17 protein-coding genes and 1 pseudogene are annotated in these 20609 nt (G+C 70.3%); 15 read left to right on the forward strand and 3 right to left on the reverse strand.

Annotated features, from left to right (window positions below):
- On the forward strand, positions 1-955 hold a 955-nt coding region (locus ABWK99_RS03460), incomplete at its 5' end, for a three-helix bundle dimerization domain-containing protein (protein WP_372593302.1).
- A complete protein-coding gene (locus tag ABWK99_RS03465; protein ID WP_372593303.1) occupies positions 952-1383 on the forward strand; it encodes an arsenate reductase ArsC in 432 nt (143 codons plus the stop codon). The genes ABWK99_RS03460 and ABWK99_RS03465, both read left to right, overlap by 4 nt.
- A 45-nt stretch (positions 1384-1428) precedes the next feature.
- Here ABWK99_RS03465 and ABWK99_RS03470 read toward each other — a convergent pair whose 3' ends face one another.
- Together ABWK99_RS03470 and ABWK99_RS03475 are read right to left on the reverse strand one after the other, a co-directional pair.
- Positions 1429-1782, reverse strand: coding sequence for an HNH endonuclease (locus tag ABWK99_RS03470; protein ID WP_372593304.1), 354 nt, complete (start codon positions 1780-1782; stop codon positions 1429-1431).
- A gap of 73 nt (positions 1783-1855) precedes the next feature.
- Positions 1856-2785, reverse strand: a complete 930-nt coding sequence (locus ABWK99_RS03475; RefSeq protein ID WP_372593305.1) for an EamA family transporter — start codon at positions 2783-2785, stop codon at positions 1856-1858.
- Positions 2786-2824: 39 nt separating this feature from the next.
- Here ABWK99_RS03475 and ABWK99_RS03480 point away from each other — a divergent pair, with 39 nt between their 5' ends.
- The 4 genes from ABWK99_RS03480 to ABWK99_RS03495 all read left to right on the forward strand — a co-directional run bounded on the left by ABWK99_RS03480 (position 2825) and on the right by ABWK99_RS03495 (position 8558).
- A complete protein-coding gene (locus ABWK99_RS03480; protein ID WP_372593306.1) occupies positions 2825-3322 on the forward strand; it encodes a MarR family winged helix-turn-helix transcriptional regulator in 498 nt (165 codons plus the stop codon).
- A 463-nt stretch (positions 3323-3785) separates the two neighbouring features.
- A complete protein-coding gene (locus ABWK99_RS03485; RefSeq protein ID WP_372593307.1) occupies positions 3786-5636 on the forward strand; it encodes an ABC transporter family substrate-binding protein in 1851 nt (616 codons plus the stop codon).
- 289 nt (positions 5637-5925) lie between these two features.
- Positions 5926-7446 (forward strand): ABC transporter permease, encoded by a 1521-nt coding sequence (locus tag ABWK99_RS03490; RefSeq protein WP_372593308.1) that lies wholly within the window; start codon positions 5926-5928, stop codon positions 7444-7446.
- A complete protein-coding gene (locus ABWK99_RS03495; protein WP_372593309.1) occupies positions 7443-8558 on the forward strand; it encodes an ABC transporter permease in 1116 nt (371 codons plus the stop codon). The genes ABWK99_RS03490 and ABWK99_RS03495 overlap by 4 nt, the downstream gene beginning before the upstream one ends.
- Positions 8559-8569: 11 nt before the next feature.
- Here the strand turns inward: ABWK99_RS03495 and ABWK99_RS03500 are convergent, their stop codons facing one another.
- Positions 8570-9193, reverse strand: coding sequence for a hypothetical protein (locus tag ABWK99_RS03500; protein ID WP_372593310.1), 624 nt, complete (start codon positions 9191-9193; stop codon positions 8570-8572).
- Positions 9194-9275: 82 nt separating this feature from the next.
- Here ABWK99_RS03500 and ABWK99_RS03505 point away from each other — a divergent pair, with 82 nt between their 5' ends.
- The 9 genes and pseudogenes from ABWK99_RS03505 to ABWK99_RS03545 all read left to right on the forward strand — a co-directional run.
- Entirely contained in the window at positions 9276-11126 is a 1851-nt protein-coding gene (locus ABWK99_RS03505) for an ABC transporter ATP-binding protein (RefSeq protein ID WP_372593311.1), read from the forward strand.
- 210 nt (positions 11127-11336) lie between these two features.
- The gene (locus tag ABWK99_RS03510; RefSeq protein ID WP_372593312.1) at positions 11337-12986 is read left to right on the forward strand and encodes an ABC transporter substrate-binding protein; all 1650 of its coding nucleotides are present in this window, start codon (positions 11337-11339) and stop codon (positions 12984-12986) included.
- Positions 12987-13169: 183 nt separating this feature from the next.
- Positions 13170-14096, forward strand: coding sequence for an ABC transporter permease (locus ABWK99_RS03515; protein ID WP_372593313.1), 927 nt, complete (start codon positions 13170-13172; stop codon positions 14094-14096).
- A complete protein-coding gene (locus ABWK99_RS03520; RefSeq protein WP_372593314.1) occupies positions 14089-15039 on the forward strand; it encodes an ABC transporter permease in 951 nt (316 codons plus the stop codon). Before ABWK99_RS03515 ends, ABWK99_RS03520 begins: the two co-directional genes overlap by 8 nt.
- Positions 15036-16757, forward strand: coding sequence for a dipeptide ABC transporter ATP-binding protein (locus ABWK99_RS03525; RefSeq protein ID WP_372593315.1), 1722 nt, complete (start codon positions 15036-15038; stop codon positions 16755-16757). Before ABWK99_RS03520 ends, ABWK99_RS03525 begins: the two co-directional genes overlap by 4 nt.
- 170 nt (positions 16758-16927) lie before the next feature.
- Entirely contained in the window at positions 16928-18838 is a 1911-nt protein-coding gene (gene typA, locus ABWK99_RS03530) for a translational GTPase TypA (RefSeq protein ID WP_372593316.1), read from the forward strand.
- Between the two features lies 1 nt (position 18839).
- Entirely contained in the window at positions 18840-19751 is a 912-nt protein-coding gene (locus ABWK99_RS03535; RefSeq protein WP_372593317.1) for a PIG-L family deacetylase, read from the forward strand.
- Between the two features lie 5 nt (positions 19752-19756).
- Entirely contained in the window at positions 19757-20143 is a 387-nt protein-coding gene (locus ABWK99_RS03540) for a hypothetical protein (RefSeq protein WP_372593318.1), read from the forward strand.
- A 50-nt stretch (positions 20144-20193) separates the two neighbouring features.
- Positions 20194-20609: pseudogene (locus ABWK99_RS03545) on the forward strand (hypothetical protein); the annotation flags it as partial.

Genomic DNA, 20609 nt, shown 5'->3' on the forward strand with positions numbered 1-20609 from the left:
CGCCGATCCGCTTCGCCTGCAGATCGCCTCGGTGGTCGCGACGGCGCCGACGGGTCGCGTGCCGGCAGGCGAGATCGCCTCGATCACCGAGCTGAGCGCGCCCACGGTCTCCCATCACCTGCGCACGCTGCGCGAGTCCGGGGTGCTCGTCGCTCATCGTCGGGGGACCTGGGTCGACTACTCCTTGGCGCCGGGGATGGGCCGAGTCGTCGTCGGTCTTCTCGACGGGCTCTCCGCGACGTCCGGGCGCGGGGCCGCGGTACGTGGCGTGCCCGGCACGCGGGACGGCGACGACGGCCCGGCCCTGCTCGACGCCGATGCCCAGCTGCGACGCACGGGTGAGCGCCTCGCCGCCCGGTTCGCCGACCTCGACCCCGAGCTCGTCGTGGCCGTCGTGCGGGAGTCCTACACCGCGCTGGGCCGCACGGCCCGCGTCACCCAGCACCTGCCGGTCCTGGCCGAGCGGTTCGCCGTCCAGCGGCTGGAGGACATGGCGCGCACCCGATCGACGGGCCGGGCCCACCCGCCGCACGTGCTGTTCGTCTGCGTGGCCAACGCCGGTCGCTCCCAGCTGGCCGCCGCGCTCCTGCGCAAGTACGCCGGGTCGTCGGTGGTCGTCCGTTCGGCCGGCTCGGTGCCGGCCGCCGAGGTGCACGCCACCGTCCAGCCCTTCCTGGACCGGCTGCTCGCGGAGAACCCCGACCAGCCTCCCTATCCCAAGCCCCTGACCGACGACGCCCTGCGCGCGGCCGACGTGGTCGTGACCATGGGGTGCGGAGACACCTGCCCGGTCCTGCCGGGAAAGCGGTACGAGGACTGGGCGGTCGGGGATCCCGCCCTCGCCTCCGCGGAGGGCGTCCAGGCGATCTATGACGACATCGAGGCCCGGGTCCGGGTCCTCGTCGACGAGCTGACCGCACCGACCGGTGCGGCATCAACCGAGGAGAACGCATGACCGAGACCATGAGCCAGCCGTCCGCCCTGTTCGTGTGCGTCCACAACGCCGGTCGCTCGCAGATGGCTGCCGGCTTCCTGGCCCACCTGTCCGGAGGCGCCGTCGAGGTGCGCTCCGCCGGCTCGATGCCCGCCGAGCAGATCAACCCGACGGCCGTCGAGGCGATGCTCGAGGTCGGGATCGACATCCGCGACCAGCGACCCAAGGTCCTGACGACCGAGGCCGTCGAGCAGTCCGACGTCGTCATCACCATGGGCTGCGGAGACGTCTGCCCGATCTTCCCCGGGAAGCGCTACGAGGACTGGAAGCTCGACGACCCCGCAGGTCAGGGGATCGAGCCCGTCCGGATCATCCGTGACGAGATCCGTGAGCGGGTCCTCGGCCTGCTCGGCGAGCTCGGCGTCCGGCCGGTGACCGCGCAGGGGTAGCCCGCGCGCGACGCAGGACGGGGGCGCCGGGGGCCCGGACGCTGGTCACGGGCCTGGCGGTGACCCGGCGAGGGCGCGAGCGATCGTCGCCTGACGGGTGAGGAAGAGGCCCTCGTCCAGCTTCTTCCGGCGCATCCACAGCGTGATCTCGGTGTTGCACTTGCTGGCGTTGCACGAGCGGCAGGCCGGGACGACGTTGCTCAGGGTGTAGCGCCCACCGCGGGAGATCGGCAGGACGCAGTCCTTCTGCAGGTCCGCGCGGGCGGCCCCGCAGTAGGCGCAGCCGGACCATGCCGAGATGAGGGCGGCCCACTGCTCGGCCGTGAGGTCGTGCTCGACCTGGTCCATCCTCCGCTTGCGGCGGCGGGCGTAGGTCGCGGCGCGTCGACGTGGCGGCACGGGACGAGCCTAGGCGCGAGGGCCCGGGCGGCGAAGCGCGTAGTCGCCCGGGCCCTCGGCGCGTCCGCCCCGGCTACGCCCCTGCGCGCGCGGCAGCGGCCGTCGCGAGGTCGGCCTCCGGGCGCTCGGGGAGCTCGGGCACGGGCGGGGTGCCCCCGGTGGCGGTCGGCCTTCCCAGCGTGATCCCGACGATCACGAGCGCCATCCCGGCGACCTGGAGCAGGCCGAAGCGTTCCCCGACGAGCACCGCTCCGAGCACGACGCCCACGACAGGGTTGAGGAGCCCGAGAAGGCCGACCGTGCCCGGCTCGAGTCGCGCCAGGCCGCCGAACCACAGGACGTACGCCAGCGCCGTGGCGATCATGCTCAGGTAGACGAAACCGGCGACGGCGGGACCGTCCAGCTCCGGGGGCGCGCCCTCGATCACGAGGGCGAAGGGGAGGACCACAAGTCCGCCCGCGACGAGCTGCCAGGCCGTCGCGGGCAGGACGGCCACCTCGCCGGCCCAGCGGCGCGAGAGCAGGAAGCCGACCGATGCCATCGCCATGGCGGCGAGCGAGGCCAGGACGCCCACCGGGTCCACAGCCGTCACACCGGTCAGGAGCATCGCGCACACGCCGAGGAAGCCCAGCGCCGCACCCATCAACGGGAGGCGCTGCGGACGAAGGCCGAGCATCGGCCAGGCCAGGAGCATCATCACCGCGGGGGAGACGGCCATCATCGTCGCAGCGAGGCCGGAGGGCAGTCGCTGGGCGACCACGTAGACCAGGACGAAGAACGCGCCGACGGTCATCGTGCCGATCAGGGGCGCGCGCCACCACCAGGCGCCGCGCGGGCGCTCGCGAGCCAGGAGCAGGAGCAGGAGACCCGCGGGGAGCGCCCGCAGCACCGCACCCCACAGGGGAGCCTCGGCCGGCAGGAGCGCTGCCGTGACCAGGTACGTCGACCCCCAGGTGATCGGCGCGATCGCGGTGAGTGCCGTCCAGCGGCGGGTATCTTCCACGGAAGGGACTATATCTTCCGTGGAAGATATAGTCGAGGGGTGAGCGAGAGTCTCGATCGGGTGGGCAGGATCCAGCGGGAGTGGGCCCGCGAACGGCCGGAGGTCGACGTCGGTCCCCAGGGGGTGATCGGCCGGCTCCACCGCCTCGCCGGTTTCCTCACCCAGGAGATCGTCGCCGTTTACGCGGAGCACGGCCTGAGCGAGGGCGAGTTCGACGTCCTGGCGGCCCTGCGCCGCGCAGGGGAGCCCTTCGAGCGTGCGCCAGGCGAGCTGGCCGACCACACGATGGTCACGAGCGGCGCGATGACCAAGCGGGTCGACCGGCTGGTCGCTGCCGGCCTCGTCACCCGTCGCCGCAGCACCGAGGACGGCCGCGGACGCGTCGTCGCCCTGACGGCGAAGGGGCGAGGTGTGATCGACAGGGCCTTCGACGCCCACATGGCCAACGAGCACCGACTGCTCGCGGCCCTCGCGCCCGCCGACCGCGAGCGGCTCGAGCGGATCCTCCGGACGTGGCTCGCGGAGTTCGACGACTGAGTGCGGGTGCCGCGAGGTCCGGATGTTGCAGGCATGTGACGTCCGGGTTTCCCCCGGGTCGCTGCCCCGAGGGCGCCTTGGGGTTCGCCGCGGCCCTCATCCACGGTTCCTGTCTCACTCCTCGATGCAGCACGGGTCGACGTGGTACGCAGTGCCGTCGGCGGCCGCGACGACGGATTCCGTTGCCAGAGGGCGACCGGAGGGCGCGATCCGTAGCGTGAGGCGCCCTCCGCCGCGGAGCGCCTCGGGTTCGCCTCAAGGTGACGTCTCGTATCGCGGGACGTACTGCCCAGTATCGATCGGGTAACGATCAGGGTTCGCGGCCCCGGCGACGTGGGAGCGCGCAGTCGTCCGGTCTACCTTTGCTGCCACGCGACAGCGGCCTGCGTCCGGCCTGCGCTCGGGACGCCCGAGCCAGGAGGACGCGAGCGAGGCCGGCCGCTTTCCCTTCTCAGGAGGAACATTGAGGATCACACGCAAGTCGGCAGCGGTGGCGGTACTCGCTGCCAGCGCGCTCGCGCTCTCCGCGTGCTCGAGCGACACGACGACGGACGGCGGCGACGGCGGGGGTGCCGGGCTCACTGCCGGCTCGGCCGTCAACATCGCCTGGAACCAGCCGTTCTACTCGTACAACTCGTTGAGCTCGACGGGTAACGCGACGGCGAACGCCATCATCAAGTACCTGATGACGGACGGCTTCAACTACTACGACGCCGACCTCGCCCTCGTGCAGGACCCGGGCTACGGCTCGTACGAGAAGGTCTCCGACGACCCGCTGACCATCAAGTACACCTTCGCCGACACGGCCATGTGGTCCGACGGCGTCGCCTCCGGTCCCGCGGACTTCCTCCTGGAGTGGGCCGCACAGAGCGGCAAGTTCAACAACGTCGAGGCCGAGTACGACGACGAGTGGAACATCACGAACCAGGACGCGCTCGACGCCGGCATCTACTTCGACGCCGCGTCCTCCTGCGTCCCGCTGATCGAGGAGACCCCCGTCATCGACGGGAACACGATCTCGCTCACGTACAGCAAGCCCTTCGCTGACTGGGAGACCTGTGTCGGCCCGAACCTGCCGGCGCACGTCGTCGCGCAGCGCGCTCTCGGCATCGAGGACGCGGAGGAGGCCACCGCTGCCCTCGTCGAGGCGATCGAGACCGAGTCGAGCGAGGACATCGCGAAGATCTCGCAGGTGTGGAGCAACGACTTCAACTACACCTCGCTCCCGGACGACGCCGGCCTGTACCTCTCCACCGGCGCGTACGTGATGACGGAGTTCGTCGCCGACCAGTACATGACGCTCAAGGCCGACCCGAACTACCAGGGTGACCACGCCGCGTCGATCGAGACCGTGACGATCCGCTGGAACGGCGACGCCATGGGCCAGGTCCAGGCGCTCGAGAACGGTGAGGTCGACCTCATCAGCCCGCAGGCCACGGCCGACGTGCTCGACGCGCTCAAGGCGATCGACGGCCTCGAGGTCGAGACGAGCGACGAGGGCACCTACGAGCACGTCGACCTGCAGTTCGCCAACGGCGGCCCGTTCGACCCGGCCACCTACGGCGGCGACGCGGACAAGGCGCTCAAGGTCCGTCAGGCCTTCCTCAAGACGATCCCGCGTCAGCAGATCGTCGACAACCTGATCAAGCCGCTCAACGAGAACGCCGAGCTGCGCCAGACGTTCACGGTCGTCCCCGGTTCGCCGAACTACGACCTGGTCAGCGAGGCGAACGGCCAGGCCGTCGAGTACGGCGAGGTCGACATCGAGGGCGCTGCTGCGCTGCTCGCCGAGGCCGGAGTCGAGACCCCGGTCACCGTCCGTCTGCTCTTCGCCCCGGACAACCCCCGCCGCCAGAACGAGTACGCGCTCATCGCGGCCTCGGCCAAGGATGCCGGTTTCGACGTCGTGGCCTACGACGTGCAGACCGACTGGGGCACGGACCTGTCCAACGCGACGGCGTTCTACGACGCGGCGCTCTTCGGGTGGCAGTCCACCTCGACGGCCGTCACGGAGTCCGACGCCAACTACCGCACGGGTGGTGGCAACAACTTCTACGGCTACTCCAACCCTGAGGTCGACGCCCTGTTCGACGAGCTCCAGGTCGAGACGGACGCCACCAGGCAGGGTGAGATCCTCGCTGAGGTCGAGAAGCACCTCATCGACGACGCCTTCGGCATCACCCTGTTCCAGTTCCCGGGCGTGACCGCCTACAACCCCGAGAACATCGGGAACATCCAGAAGATCTCGATCTCGCCGACGATCTTCCACGGGTTCTGGGAGTGGACCGCAGGCAGCGCTGCTGCCGCGGAGTGATCTCCCGAGCCTGACCCGTCCAGCCGGGAGGGGAGCCCCGCTCTCCTCCCGGCTGCCGGACCCCAGCTGAGGGCACCGGGCACCCGTCCGGTGCCCTCAGCCGTACCCGCTCCTGCTCGGACCGCCCGCCCCGGCCGAACGCTTCCTTTGCCATGTGCAGACCGTGGCCAGCCGCGCCGCAGGTCTGAGCGTCCGCAGAGCCGGGTCCTGGGTGCGTCCCGGGGATCGTGACCCCACCCGGGGGTTAGGATCGTCCGCTGAGTCTCTCCACCGACTAAAGGATCTCTCGGTGCTGTCCTTCCTCGTTCGCCGTGTCCTCACGGGTCTCGCCACGTTGTTCACGGCGATCTTCCTCATGTTCCTGCTGGTCAACGCGGCCTCCGACCCGCTGGCCGACCTGCGGCAGAGCACGGCGCCGAACAAGCAGCAGCTGATCGCCCAGCGGATCGAGCTCCTCGATCTCGAGACGAACGTCGTGGTCCGCTTCTTCACCTGGCTGGGGAGCTTCCTCACCGGTGACCCGGGTGTCGCGTGGCGGACGGGGCAGGACGTCGGCCCGCTCATCTCGCACGCGATCGGCTCGACGCTCCAGCTGGTGACGGCAGCGACCTTCCTCTCGCTCTTCCTCGGCGTGGCCGTCGGTGTGGTCAGCGCCCTGCGGCAGTACAGCTCGTTCGACTACATGATCATCTTCTTGTCGTTCCTGCTCTACTCGCTGCCCTCCTTCCTCGTCGCCGTGCTGCTCAAGCAGTGGGGCGCGATCGGCTTCAACGACTTCCTCGCCGACGCCGTGATCCCCTGGCCGGTGATCCTCGGTATCGCCGCCGTCGGTGGCCTGATCTGGTCACTCGCGATCGGCGGTCCGCCGCGACGGCGCCTGCAGGTCGGGCTCGTGGCCGCGGCCGCGACGGTCGCCATGCTCGCCTACCTCCAGCTGACCGACTGGTGGGAGAACCCGACCCTGGGTCCGATCCTCATCGGGCTCCTCGGCGCGGCCACCGCCTTCGCCGTCGTGGCTATCGGCGCGGGGCTGCACAACCGCCGCGCCCTGTACGCCTCGCTCAGCACCGTCGCCCTCGGCGTCGCGATCTACTTCCCGATGCAGTCCTTCTTCGACGGGATCCTGGAGACCCACCTGCTGATCGTCGGCCTCGGTCTGCTGGCACTGGGGAGCGGGCTGCTCATCGGCTGGCTGTTCGGTGGCCCTGACCGCGGGGTCTCGATGCGCTCGGCCTCGATCACCGCGGTCGTCGTGGCGGCGCTGACATTCGCCGACCAGGTCATGCAGGTCTGGGTCCCCTACTCGGACTACCTGCGGGGCCGGCCGATCCCGACCTTCGGCGACCAGACGCCGAACCTCGGGGGGAGCTACTGGGTGGGCATCCTCGACACCTACACGCACCTCATCCTGCCGAGCCTGACGCTCATCCTCATCGCCTTCGCGGCCTACACCCGTTACTCGCGCTCGAGCATGCTCGAGGTGATGAACCAGGACTACATCCGGACGGCTCGGGCCAAGGGCCTTCCGGAGCGGGTCGTCGTCGTGCGGCACGGGTTCCGCAACACGCTCATCCCGCTGGCGACCATCGTGCCGATCGACATCATCACGCTCATCGGCGGCGCGATCATCACGGAGAACATCTTCGCCCGCCCCGGCATGGGGCAGCTCTTCATCAAGTCCCTCCTGGGTGCCGAGATCGACCCGGTCATGGCGTACCTCGTCATCACCGCGTCGCTCGCGATCCTCGCCAATATCGTCGCCGACCTCGTGTACGCATCGGTCGACCCTCGAATCAGGTTGGAAGCATGACGACGACACCCGCTCCTCAGCCCGCCGAGTCGGACAGCCTCGAGAACGCGATCGAGCTCAAGGAGGTCGAGGGCCTCTCCCAGGGGCAGATCGTCCGGGCGCGGTTCTTCCGGCACAAGGGGGCCATGGTCGGGCTCGCCGTGCTCATCGGCATCATCGTGCTCGCCTTCAGCTCGGTCGGGGTCGGTTCCTTCTCGGGCTGGTGGCACTACACGGGCAACGAGAACGGTGCGATCGTCAACCCGCGTGGAGCCCCGACGCTGAGCATGCCGACCTGGCTGGGCGGCGACGGGTTCAGCCTCGGCGAGCACCCGCTCGGTCAGGACGAGATCGGCCGCGACATGTTCGCGCAGGTCATGCGCGGAACCCAGACCTCGCTCATGGTGGTCGCCATCATCGGGGTGGTCGCGGCGCTCATCGGCGTGATCATCGGATCGGCGGCGGGCTTCTACCGCGGGCGCATCGACACGCTGCTCATGCGGACGACCGACCTGTTCATCACCGTGCCCGTGCTGGTGATCGGAGCCGTGATCGGTCGCCTCTCCGGCGGGATCGGGGGCTTCGCCTTCGCCGCGATGATGGGCCTCGTGCTCTGGACGGGGCTGGCCCGCCTCGTGCGCGGGGAGTTCCTGGGGCTGCGGGAGCGTGAGTTCATCGACGCCGCGCGCGTGGCGGGTGCCAGCGACCTCCGGATCATCTTCAAGCACATCCTGCCGAACGCGATCGGCGTGGTCATCGTCTCGACGACCTTGCTGATGAGCTCCGCGATCCTGCTCGAGACCGCGTTGAGCTACCTCGGGGTCGGCATCGTGCGACCGGACATCTCCCTCGGCATGCTCATCAGCGAGTACCAGGGTGCCTTCTCGACCCGTCCGTGGCTCTTCTGGTGGCCGGGTCTGTTCATCGTGGCCATCGCGCTGTGCATCAACTTCATCGGGGACGGCCTGCGCGACGCCTTCGACCCGCGGCAGAAGCGGATCCCCTCGGCGTCCAAGATGGACCGGCAGATGATGGTCCAGCGTCGTGCAGGCGAGGCGGCCGTCGCCGGTGGCGCCGCTCCTGGCGGCGTCCCCGCGTCCGGGTCCGACGACCCCGGGGCCCCGGCACGGTGACGGCGGTCCTCTCAGGCCACCGCGAGCACGCCGGTCAGGGCGGCAAGGGTGAGCGCGGCCGCGATCGTGCCGCGGTGCCAGGTGATCGTCTCCTTCAGCCCGCTCTCGCGTGCCCTGGCCTGCGCGCCGTCCAGGTGACCCGCTGCCAGCAGGGACGCCTGCCGCATCGCGATCGCGTCGGCGACGCGCTCGGCCGAGGCCGCGCTGGGCAGTCGTCCGACGGCACGTCCCAGACCTGCGCTCGGCCGGCCGTGGTCGACCCTGGTCTGCTCGGAGCGACGGACCGCCGACGCCGCTGCACTGCTGCGGGGAGCTCCCCATGCCGTCCAGCGGGCGTCGAGAGTGTGCACCACGAGGGACCAGCGGACCTCCGCGCGGTCCAGCACGGGCCACGGGATCTCGATGGTGCGCAGCACGTTCACCACGCGGACCCCGCCGTCGGACACCTCGACGAGCGGACGCCAGAACAGGGCCCAGCCCGCGAGGCCTGCCAGTGCGCCGCCGGACAGCGCGAGGAGCGTCAGGCGCAGATCACCCGCGCCGACGGTGCCGAGCACGACGACCACCGCGATGACGATCGTCGCGACGGCAAGGACACGGCTGTAGCCGGAGACGAACACCTGCGTGGGACCCATGACCCCATGCTCCTACACCTGCCCGCGCAGCTCGCGACGCAGCGGTCCGGCGCGAGCCGTGCCCAGGAAGGACACTGATCCCGTGGCCATCGACACCTCGCACGAGAACGCGAGCCGCGACGCCGAGGCCCCCGTGCTCTCGGTCCGCGACCTCGGCGTCAACTTCTACGTCGACGGGCAGTGGTTCCCTGCGGCCGAGGACGTCTCCTACGACGTCCGACCCGGGGAGGTGCTCGCGATCGTCGGCGAGTCCGGCTCGGGCAAGACGCAGTCCTCCATGGCGCTGATCGGGCTGCTGCCGCCGAACGGCCGCGCCTCGGGCTCGGTCATGCTCGGCGACCGTGAGCTCATCGGCATGCCCACCTCGAAGCTCCGTCACATCCGCGGGCGTGAGATCGCGGTGATCTTCCAGGAGCCGATGACGGCGCTCAACCCCGTCTACACGATCGGGTTCCAGATCGTCGAGACGCTGCGCGCGCACTTCGAGATCGGTCCGGCCAAGGCGAAGGAGCGCGCGATCGAGCTCCTGACCCTCGTCGAGATCCCCGATCCCGTCACGCGATTCAACTCCTACCCGCACCAGCTCTCCGGCGGGCAGCGTCAGCGCGCGATGATCGCCCAGGCGCTGGCCTGCGACCCGAGCCTGCTCATCGCGGACGAGCCGACCACCGCCCTCGACGTCACCGTCCAGGCCGAGATCCTCAAGCTGATGCGGGACCTGCGGCACCGGATCAACTCCGGGATCATCCTCATCACGCACGACATGGGCGTGGTCGCCGACATGGCCGACCGCATCATCGTGATGAAGGACGGGAAGGTCGTCGAGCACGGGACGGCCGCGGAGATCTTCGGTGCTCCGCAGCACCCGTACACGCGCAAGCTGCTCGAGGCCGTCCCGCACCTGGGCCACGGGCGCAAGGGCATCCCCGGAGCGAGCGGCGAGGCGCTCGTCTCGGTCGAGGGCTCGACGGCGCAGGCCCCGGTCGCCGCCGTGTCGGACCGGCCCGTGGTCCTGGACGCCAAGCAGATGATCATCGAGTACCCCGGGCGGCGACGGACCCCTGCGTTCCGGGCGGTCGACGAGGTCTCGCTGACGATCCGCCAGGGCGAGGTCGTGGGCCTCGTCGGGGAGTCCGGCTCGGGCAAGACGACCATCGGCCGCGCCGTGGTCGGCCTGCTGCCGGTGACCGGTGGTGAGCTGAGCATCTGCGGCGTCGACATGGTCGGCGCGACGCGCAGGTCGCTGCGCCCGCTGCGGACCCAGGTCGGGATCGTCTTCCAGGACCCTGGCTCCTCCCTGAACCCCCGGCTGCCCATCGGCGAGTCGATCGGCGAGCCCCTGCTGCTGCACGGCGGCAAGAAGGGGCCGGGGCTCGCCCGCGAGGTGGAGCGGCTGCTGGACCAGGTCGAGCTGCCGCGGAGCATGCGCAACCGCTACCCGCACGAGCTCTCGGGCGGTCAGCGCCAGCGGGTCGGCATCGCCCGGGCGCTCTCCCTCGAGCCGAAGCTGCTCGTCGCCGACGAGCCGACCTCGGCACTGGACGTCTCGGTCCAGGCCACGGTCCTCGAGCTCTTCCAGAACCTGCAGAAGGAGCACGGCTTCGCCTGCCTGTTCATCTCGCACGACCTCGCCGTCGTCGAGCTCCTGTCCGACCGGATGGCCGTGTTGCACCAGGGCAAGCTCGTCGAGGTGGGCGAGACGACGCAGGTCGTCAACGATCCGCAGGACGCCTACACGCGCCGGCTCATCGCCGCCGTCCCCGTCCCCGACCCCGAGGAGCAGCGCAGGCGTCGCGAGGCGCGTGACGCGATGCTCGAGGAGCAGCGGCTCGAGCTCGAGCGCGAGGAGGCCGAGGCGGCGAAGCACCAGCGCCGTGGTCGCCGTGACCGTTCGGACGTCGAGGCCGACCCGGAGCACCGCACGGGGATCTGAGCACCGCGCCCGCGCGCTCCCCGCACGACGGGCCCGATCGCGGGCTCGATGTTTCAGCCATGTTTCGGGGGTTCCGATCCGGTCACGGGCGCCTGCGGGAGTTGCTCCCTGATCGAGGCAGGGTGTTACCTGGCGGTACGAACTGTCCAGCACCGCCCTCCGGGCGGTGCGTGGCGTGCCGGATCCCGGCCCGCCGCCCCTGACCTCAGCATGGAGGCATACGTGCGCAAGGTGCGTCGTAGTACAGCAGTCGCGAGCCTGGCCCTGGCCAGTGCGCTCGCGCTTTCCGCGTGTTCCAGCAGCGATCCCGACGAGGGTGGCGCCGGCACCTCGGCCACGACCGACGGCGGCATGTCGACGGGGATCGTCACGGCGAACGGCAGCGAGCCGCAGAACCCGCTCGTCCCGACGAACACCAACGAGGTCGGCGGTGGCCGGATCCTCGACATGATCTTCGCCGGTCTCGTCTACTACGACGCCGACGGTGCGCCGCACAACGAGGTCGCCGAGTCGATCGAGACCGAGGACGGTCAGAACTACACCATCACGATCCAGGACGGCTGGACCTTCACGGACGGGACGCCCGTCACGGCGAGCTCCTTCGTCGACGCCTGGAACTACGGCGCCCTGCTCAGCAACGAGCAGCTCTCGAGCTACTTCTTCGAGCCCATCGTCGGCTTCTCCTACGACGAGGACTCCGAGCTCACCGGCCTCACCGTCGTCGACGACACCACGTTCACGGTCGAGCTCAAGCAGCCCGAGTCGGACTTCCCGCTGCGGCTGGGCTACTCCGCCTTCTTCCCGCTGCCCGAGGCTGCCTTCGCCGACATGGACGCGTTCGGGGAGAACCCGATCGGCAACGGCCCGTACATGCTCGACGGCGAGGGTGCCTGGGAGCACAACGTCAAGGCCGACCTCGTCCCCAACCCGGACTACACGGGCGACCGGATGGCGGCCAACGGTGGTCTGAGCTTCGTCTTCTACACGACGCAGGACGCCGCGTACAACGACCTGCTCGCCGGCCAGCTCGACATCGTCGACGCGATCCCGGACAGCGCGTTCAGCACCTTCGAGAGCGAGCTGGGCGACCGTGCGGTCAACCAGCCCGCTGCGGTCTTCCAGTCCTTCACGATCCCGCAGAACCTCGAGCACTTCTCGGGTGAGGAGGGCCTGCTGCGCCGTGCGGCCATCTCCAAGGCGATCAACCGTCAGGAGATCACCGACGCGATCTTCCAGGGCACGCGGACCCCGGCCAGCGACTTCACCTCGCCGGTCATCGACGGGTGGTCGGACTCGATCCCCGGGTCGGACGTGCTGACCTACGACGCCGACGCGGCCAAGGCCCTGTGGGCCGAGGCCGACGCGATCTCGCCGTACGAGGGCACCTTCACCATCGGCTACAACACCGACGGTGGCCACCAGGCCTGGGTCGACGCCGTGACCAACAGCATCAAGAACACGCTGGGGATCTCGGCTGAGGGCAACCCGTACGCCACCTTCGCGGACCTTCGCACCGACGTCACCGAGCGCAGCATCACCGGCGCCTTCCGCACCGGATGGCAGGCCGACTACCCCAGCCTCTACAACTTCCTGGGGCCGATCTACGCGACCAACGCCGGCTCGAACGACGGTGACTACTCCGACGCCGAGTTCGACAGCCTGCTCGCCAAGGGCGCTGCCGAGTCCGACATCGACGCCGCCAACGCGGAGTTCCAGAAGGCGCAGGAGATCCTCTTCCGCGACCTCCCGGCGATCCCGCTGTGGTACTCCAACGTGACCGGCGGCTCCGCCGACACCGTGGAGAACGTCCAGTTCGGCTGGAACAGCGTCCCGCTGTACTACGCGGTCACGAAGAACTGACACCGAGGCCGTCGTCCGACGGCACGAGCGCTGCGGGGTGGGGGCACCGTCCCCCACCCCGCAGTGGTGCCCGAGGGCGCCGCGCCCCGCTCTGTCCTTGGCGCCTCGCGGCGCCACGGTCCCGTAGGGTGACTCCCACGCCTCGCGCGGGCGGCATCCCGAGTCCCACGAGGAGACTGTCTGATGGGTTGGTATATCGGGCGTCGTTTGCTGCAGATGATCCCGGTGTTCTTCGGAGCGACGCTGCTCATCTACGCGATGGTCTTCGCCCTTCCCGGTGACCCGGTGCTCGCCCTCGGCGGCGAACGAGGTCTGAACCCGGCACTGGTCGCGCAGATCCGCGCCGAGTTCAACCTCGACAAGCCCTTCATCGTGCAGTACCTCCTCTACCTCAAGGGGATCCTCACCCTCGACTTCGGGACGACGTTCTCGGGTCGCGAGGTGATCGACGTGATGGGTGAGGCCTTCCCCGTCACCATCAGGCTGGCGCTGATGGCGCTCGGCTTCGAGGCGCTCTTCGGCGTCACCGCCGGCCTCTTCGCCGGCCTGCGCAAGGGCGGTGCCTTCGACGCCGCAGCGCTGGTGACCTCGCTCCTCGTCATCGCCGTCCCGACCTTCGTCATCGGCTTCGTCCTGCAGTTCGTGGTCGGCGTCAGGCTCGCCTGGCTCCCCCCGACGGTGGGGTCCGACGTCTCGTTCCGCACCCTTCTGATGCCGGCGATGGTGCTCGGTGCCGTCTCCCTCGCCTACGTGCTGCGCCTGACCAGGACCTCGGTCGCGGAGAACCTCTCGGCCGACTTCGTCCGCACCGCCACCGCCAAGGGCCTGTCCCGCCGGCGGGTGGTGACCGTGCACGTCCTGCGCAACTCCCTGATCCCCGTCGTGACCTTCCTCGGCGCCGACCTCGGCGCCCTCATGGGCGGCGCGATCATCACCGAGGGCATCTTCAACATCAACGGCGTGGGCGGGACGCTGTACCGCGCGATCACCACGAGCCAGGCACCGACGGTCGTCTCGTTCACCACGGTGCTCGTCGTCGTGTACATCGTCGCCAACCTCTTCGTCGACCTGCTGTACGCCGTCCTGGACCCGAGGATTCGTTATGCCTGACGCCGGCCGACGCCCCAGCCAGCAGCACTTCGTCGCACCCTTCGACGAGGACACCCTCGGCACCGTCGACACCGTCGACGAGTCGGCAGCTCCGGCGAGCCTGTGGACGGAGGCCTGGCGCAGCGTGCGTCGTCGCCCGCTGTTCTGGATCTCCAGCACGATGATCCTGCTCGTGGTGCTGCTGGCGATCGCGCCCTCGCTGTTCACGTCTCTCGACCCGCGCTTCTGCGAGCTGAAGAACAGCTTCGGCTCGCCGTCCGCCGGCCACCCGTTCGGCTACGACCGGCAGGGCTGCGACATCTACGCCCGCACGATCTACGGAGCGAGCGCCTCGGTCACGGTGGGGACGCTCACCACGATGCTCGTGGTCCTCATCGGCTCGGTGGTCGGGGCGATCGCCGGCTTCTACGGCGGCTGGTTCGACGCGCTGCTCTCCCGCGTGACGGACATCTTCTTCGCCATCCCGTTCATCCTCGCCGGCATCGTCGTCATGACGATGTTCAAGGAGGACCGCAACGTCCTGACGGTGGTCTTCGTCCTGGGGGCCTTCGGCTGGCCGCAGATCGCCCGCATCACCCGCGGAGCGGTGCTGAGCGTGAAGAACTCCGAGTTCATCACGGCCTCCACCGCACTCGGCGCCTCGCGCGTGACCACGCTGGTCCGGCACGTGATGCCGAACTCCGCAGCACCGATCATCGTCACGGCGACCGTCTCGCTCGGCATCTACATCGTCGCCGAGGCGACGCTCTCCTTCCTCGGCATCGGGCTGCCGCCGGAGATCACCTCGTGGGGTGCGGACATCGCCAAGGCGCAGGCCTCGTTGCGTGCCGAGCCGTCCGTGCTCTTCTACCCCGCCGGTGCCCTCGCCATCACGGTGCTGAGCTTCATCATGATGGGCGACGTCGTGCGCGACGCCCTCGACCCGAAGGCACGGAACCGATGAGCGCATCGACCAGCCCGGACCCCACAGCTGCCCCGCAGGGTGACGTCCCGCTGCTGGAGATCCGCGACCTCGACGTCTCGTTCGAGACCTCGACCGGGACAGTGCGGGCGGTGCGCGGCGGCGAGCTGACGATCTACCCGGGTCAGACGGTCGCGATCGTCGGCGAGTCCGGCTCGGGCAAGTCCACCCTCGCCCACGCGATCATCGGGCTGCTGCCGGGAACCGGGACCGTCACCGGCGGCTCCATCAGGTTCAAGGGTGAGGACATCACCCACCGGACCGACCGCGAGATGGTCTCCCTGCGTGGGAACGAGATCGGACTGGTCCCGCAGGACCCGATGTCCAACCTCAACCCGGTCTGGAAGATCGGCTTCCAGGTCAAGGAGGCCCTGACGGCCAACGGCCTGGACAAGGGGGTCGACGCCAACACGCGCGTCGCCGAGCTCCTCGCCGAGGCGGGCCTTCCCGACGCGGAGCGCCGCGCGAACCAGTACCCGCACGAGTTCTCCGGGGGGATGCGGCAGCGCGCGCTCATCGCCATCGGCCTCGCTGCCCGGCCGAGCCTGCTCATCGCCGACGAGCCGACCTCCGCGCTCGACGTCACCGTGCAGCGCACGATCCTCGACCACCTCGCGGGCCTGACCGAACAGCTCGGCACCGCCGTGCTGTTCATCACGCACGACCTCGGCCTGGCAGCCGAGCGCGCCGAGCACCTCGTGGTGATGTACCGCGGGCAGGTCGTGGAGTCGGGGCCCGCGCTCCAGATCGTGTCCGAGCCGCGCCACCCGTACACGCAGCGCCTGGTCTCCTCGGCCCCGTCGTTGGCCAGCCGGCGGATCGAGAGCACGAAGGAGCGCGGCGAGGCCGTCCTCCCTGCGGCCGGGGTCGCACCCACGGACGAGATCATGCGCATCGAGGACCTGACGAAGGTCTTCCACCTGCGCGGCGGGCGTCCCGGGGCCGCGCCGACCTTCAAGGCCGTCGACGACGTCTCGTTCACGGTGCGCCGAGGGACCACGATGGCGATCGTGGGGGAGTCGGGCTCCGGCAAGTCCACGGTGGCGAACATCGTGCTCAACCTGCTCGAGCCCACCGCCGGCCGCGTGTACTTCGACGGCGTCGACATGAGCACCCTGAACGCGAAGGCCCTCTTCGCCTTCCGCCGCCGTGTCCAGCCGATCTTCCAGAACCCCTACGGCTCGCTCGACCCGATGTACTCGATCTACCGCACGATCGAGGAGCCGCTGCGCACCCACCGCATCGGGGACCGTCGTTCGCGGGAGAAGAAGGTGCGCGAGCTGCTCGACATGGTCGCGCTGCCGCAGTCGACGATGCGTCGGTTCCCGAACGAGCTCTCCGGTGGTCAGCGTCAGCGGATCGCGATCGCGCGCGCCCTGGCCCTCGAGCCGGAGATGATCGTGTGCGACGAGGCGGTCTCTGCCCTGGACGTCCTGGTCCAGGCCCAGATCCTGCGTCTGCTCAACGACCTCCAGGCCGAGCTCGGGCTGACGTACCTGTTCATCACGCACGACCTGGCCGTGGTGCGGCAGATCGCCGACGAGGTGTGCGTGATGCAGACGGGCAAGCTCGTCGAGAGCGCGACGACCGACGAGGTCTTCGACAACCCCCGCCAGGCGTACACGCGGGAGCTGCTCGAGGCGATCCCCGGTCGGCACCTCGACGTCTTCGGCGGCCCCGGGGCGGACCGGACGGCGTGACGCCGCGCTGACCTGCGCGTCAGCCCTCGGGCGCCGCCGGGACCCGGCGTGGCGGCCGGCGGCGACGGGGGTCCGTCGCGGGCATCGTCGGGCCGTCGTGCGGGTACGGCTATCATGGGTGCGCGCTTCGGTGTCGTTGCGCTCTCCCCCGTACTGAATCGAGTCCTGGCATGCCTGTGCGCTCCGACCTGCGCAACGTGGCGATCGTCGCCCACGTCGACCACGGCAAGACGACCCTCGTGGACGCCATGCTCTGGCAGTCCGGCTCCTTCGGGGAGCACGCCCACGTCGACGAGCGTGCGATGGACTCCGGCGACCTGGAGCGTGAGAAGGGCATCACGATCCTCGCCAAGAACACGGCGATCAGGTACCGCGGGCCGGCCGCTGCCGCCTCGGGCCAGCCCGACGGCGTGACCATCAACGTCATCGACACCCCCGGCCACGCCGACTTCGGCGGTGAGGTCGAGCGAGGGCTGTCCATGGTGGACGGCGTCGTGCTGCTGGTCGACGCGAGCGAGGGCCCGCTCCCGCAGACGCGCTTCGTGCTGCGCAAGGCGCTCGCCGCGAAGCTCCCGGTGATCCTCCTGGTCAACAAGGTCGACCGTCCGGACTCGCGTATCGAGGAGGTCGTCCACGAGTCGACCGACCTGCTGCTCGGCCTCGCGAGCGACCTGCACGACGAGGTCCCCGACCTCGACCTCGACGCGATCCTCGACGTGCCGGTGGTCTACGCCGCTGCCAAGGCAGGCCGGGCCTCCCTCACCCAGCCCGAGGACGGCGGCATGCCGGACAGCCCCGACCTCGAGCCGCTCTTCGCGACGATCCTCGAGAAGATCCCCGCCCCGACCTACGAGGAGGGTGCCCCGCTCCAGGCGCACGTCACCAACCTCGACGCCTCGCCCTTCCTCGGCCGCCTCGCGCTCCTGCGCGTCTTCAACGGGACGATCCGCAAGGGCCAGCAGGTCGCGTGGGCGCGCCACGACGGGACCATCCAGAGCGTCAAGATCACCGAGCTGCTCGAGACCAAGGCCCTGGACCGGGTCCCGACCGCGCAGGCCGGGCCCGGTGAGATCGTCGCCGTCGCCGGAATCGCGGACATCACCATCGGCGAGACGCTGACGGATCTCGACGACCCGCGGCCCCTGCCGCTCATCACGGTCGACGACCCCGCGATCTCGATGACCATCGGGATCAACACCTCGCCGCTGGCGGGCAAGGGGGGCAAGGGCCACAAGGTCACCGCCCGCCAGGTCAAGGACCGGCTCGACTCCGAGCTCATCGGCAACGTCTCGCTCCGCGTGCTGCCCACCGAGCGCCCCGACGCCTGGGAGGTGCAGGGCCGCGGCGAGCTGGCCCTGGCGATCCTCGTCGAGCAGATGCGACGGGAGGGCTTCGAGCTGACCGTCGGCAAGCCGCAGGTCGTCACGCGCACGATCGACGGCAAGCTCCACGAGCCGATGGAGCACATGACCATCGACGTGCCCGAGGAGTACCTCGGCTCGGTCACCCAGCTCCTCGCCCAGCGCAAGGGCCGCATGGAGACGATGTCGAACCACGGGACCGGGTGGGTCCGCATGGAGTTCGTCGTCCCGGCACGCGGGCTGATCGGCTTCCGCACGCAGTTCCTCACCGACACCCGCGGAACCGGGATCGCCTCGTCCATCTCGCACGGCTACGAGCCCTGGGCCGGGTCGATCGAGACGCGCATCAACGGGTCGCTCGTCGCGGACCGCGCAGGCAAGGTCACGCCCTTCGCGATGATCAACCTGCAGGAGCGTGGCTCGTTCTTCGTCGAGCCGACCGCCGAGGTGTACGAGGGCCAGATCGTCGGCGAGAACTCGCGCAACGAGGACATGGACGTCAACATCACCAAGGAGAAGAAGCTCACCAACATGCGGTCGTCGACCGCGGACAACTTCGAGAACCTCGTGCCGCCGCGTCGGCTCACGCTCGAGGAGTCGCTGGAGTTCGCCCGCGAGGACGAGTGCGTCGAGGTGACCCCGGAGATCGTCCGGATCCGCAAGGTGGTGCTCGACCAGACCGAGCGCGCCCGCATCACGGCCCGGTCCAAGCGGGCCTGACATGAGCGGCGGCCTGCTCGCCGTCCACGCCCACCCCGACGACGAGACCCTGTCGACGGGTGCCCTGCTGGCCACCTGGGCCGCTTCCGGATCCGCGGTGACCCTGGTGACGTGCACGCGCGGTGAGCGCGGTGAGGTGATCGGCGAGCACCGTGCCGCGCTCGAGGGCGACGGGCCGGCGCTCGCCGCGCACCGCACGGGGGAGCTCGGTGCCGCCGCGCGGGCGCTCGGCATCCGTGACCGGGTGCTCCTCGACGAGATCGGTGGCGACGGGCCATGGGTCGACTCCGGGATGGTCTGGGACTCCGTCGGGAGGGCGAGGGCCGGGGCGACGATCCCGGACGGCGCCTTCGTCGGCGTGGACCTCGAGCTCGCTGCCGGACGGCTGGCCGAGCTGCTCCTCGAGCGTCGTCCGGACGTCGTCGTCACCTACGAACCCGCCGGAGGGTACGGCCACCCGGACCACGTCCAGGCGCACCGGGTCACCATGCGTGCCGTCGAGCTGGCCTTCGCCGGGAGCCCGAGTGCGCCCTGCGTGCTGTGGGCGGCGCTGGACGAGGACGCCCTGCGGCGCGGCTACCGCGAGTGCGTCGACCTCGGGCTCGCCGTCGACGGGCTCCTCGCACCCGATCCGCACGGCGCGGTGCCGAGTGCCGCGGTCCCTGCCTCGGCTGTCGACGTGCAGGTGCAGGTCGCTCCCGTGCTCGATCGTGTCCTCGCCGCGCTGCGCTCGCACGCCACGCAGGTCCAGGCCGTGCAGGTGGTGGCCGGCGACGATGCGGACCGGGCCGCGCTCGCCGTCTACGCCCTGAGCAACGGCATCCTCCAGCCGCTGCTGGCCGTCGAGTCCTACCGCTGCGCTGCGGGCGACCTCGCGCGCGTCCACCTGCCTCAGGGAGTGCTTGTACGGTGACCGTCGTGCAGATCTTCTCGGGACGCGGCCTGGCGCGGCTGGCGGGGTCGTTCGTGGTCGGGGCCGTCATCGGGCTCGTCGGGACCGGTATCCACCGCTGGATGCAGCCCTGGGGCCTGATCGGCGCTCTGGTGCTCGTGCTGGTGGGCGGGGTGCTCGGCAGGGCCTGGACCGGCTCGGCCGGGGTGCTGGCCGTCGGCCTCGGCGTGGTCACGGTCACGGGGCTCATCGGCGGCGGGGGCCCGGGGGGCGATGTGATCATCGCTGCCCAGCCGATCGGCTACCTCTGGTTCGCCGGCGCGATCGTCGTCGCGGGAGCGGCCTTCCTGCCGCGCCGGTGGTTCAGCGAGGCGGCTGCCCTGCCCAGGGATGCTGACACCGACGCACCATAGAATGCCGACTGCGGGCGAGCGTCCGTCGAGGCAAGGGGAGAACGCACCGCATGACGGACCGCGAGCAGACATCGACCGATGGGTCCGTCCAGGACGAGTCCCCGGATGTCCAGGAGTCGGGTGTCGACGAGGCGACCGATGCCACGCAGCTGAGCGAGACCACCACCGAGGACCAGGGCACCGAGCTCGCCGAGCCCGGGGCTGACGGTGAGGTCGACGCGGAGCCCGAGCCCGAGCCTGACGGTGAGGTCGACGCGGAGCCCGAGCCCGAGCCTGACGGTGAGGTCGAGGCCGAGCCCGATGCCGAGACCGGACCCGCCGGTGAGGTCGAGCCGGAGCCCGAGGCTGAGGCCGACGCGGGGGCCGAGCCCGAGGTCGACGACTCGGCGACGGCATGGACGCCCCTGCCGTGGGAGGCGCCGCCCGTCGTGCCCCTCCCCGATGCCGACGAGGCCGGGCAGCCCAC

The organism is Actinotalea sp. (genome assembly GCF_041597215.1).
Taxonomy (GTDB): domain Bacteria; phylum Actinomycetota; class Actinomycetes; order Actinomycetales; family Cellulomonadaceae; genus Actinotalea.

Excerpts from the sequence above, each read along its gene's own strand:
- ABWK99_RS03465 (WP_372593303.1), top strand. The coding sequence starts at position 952 with ATGACCGAGACCATGAGCCAGCCGTCCGCCCTGTTCGTGTGCGTCCAC.
- ABWK99_RS03495 (WP_372593309.1), top strand. The coding sequence starts at position 7,443 with ATGACGACGACACCCGCTCCTCAGCCCGCCGAGTCGGACAGCCTCGAG.
- ABWK99_RS03500 (WP_372593310.1), bottom strand. The coding sequence starts at position 9,193 with ATGGGTCCCACGCAGGTGTTCGTCTCCGGCTACAGCCGTGTCCTTGCC.
- ABWK99_RS03510 (WP_372593312.1), top strand. The coding sequence starts at position 11,337 with ATGGAGGCATACGTGCGCAAGGTGCGTCGTAGTACAGCAGTCGCGAGC.
- ABWK99_RS03515 (WP_372593313.1), top strand. The coding sequence starts at position 13,170 with ATGGGTTGGTATATCGGGCGTCGTTTGCTGCAGATGATCCCGGTGTTC.
- ABWK99_RS03520 (WP_372593314.1), top strand. The coding sequence starts at position 14,089 with ATGCCTGACGCCGGCCGACGCCCCAGCCAGCAGCACTTCGTCGCACCC.
- ABWK99_RS03525 (WP_372593315.1), top strand. The coding sequence starts at position 15,036 with ATGAGCGCATCGACCAGCCCGGACCCCACAGCTGCCCCGCAGGGTGAC.
- typA (WP_372593316.1), top strand. The coding sequence starts at position 16,928 with ATGCCTGTGCGCTCCGACCTGCGCAACGTGGCGATCGTCGCCCACGTC.
- ABWK99_RS03535 (WP_372593317.1), top strand. The coding sequence starts at position 18,840 with ATGAGCGGCGGCCTGCTCGCCGTCCACGCCCACCCCGACGACGAGACC.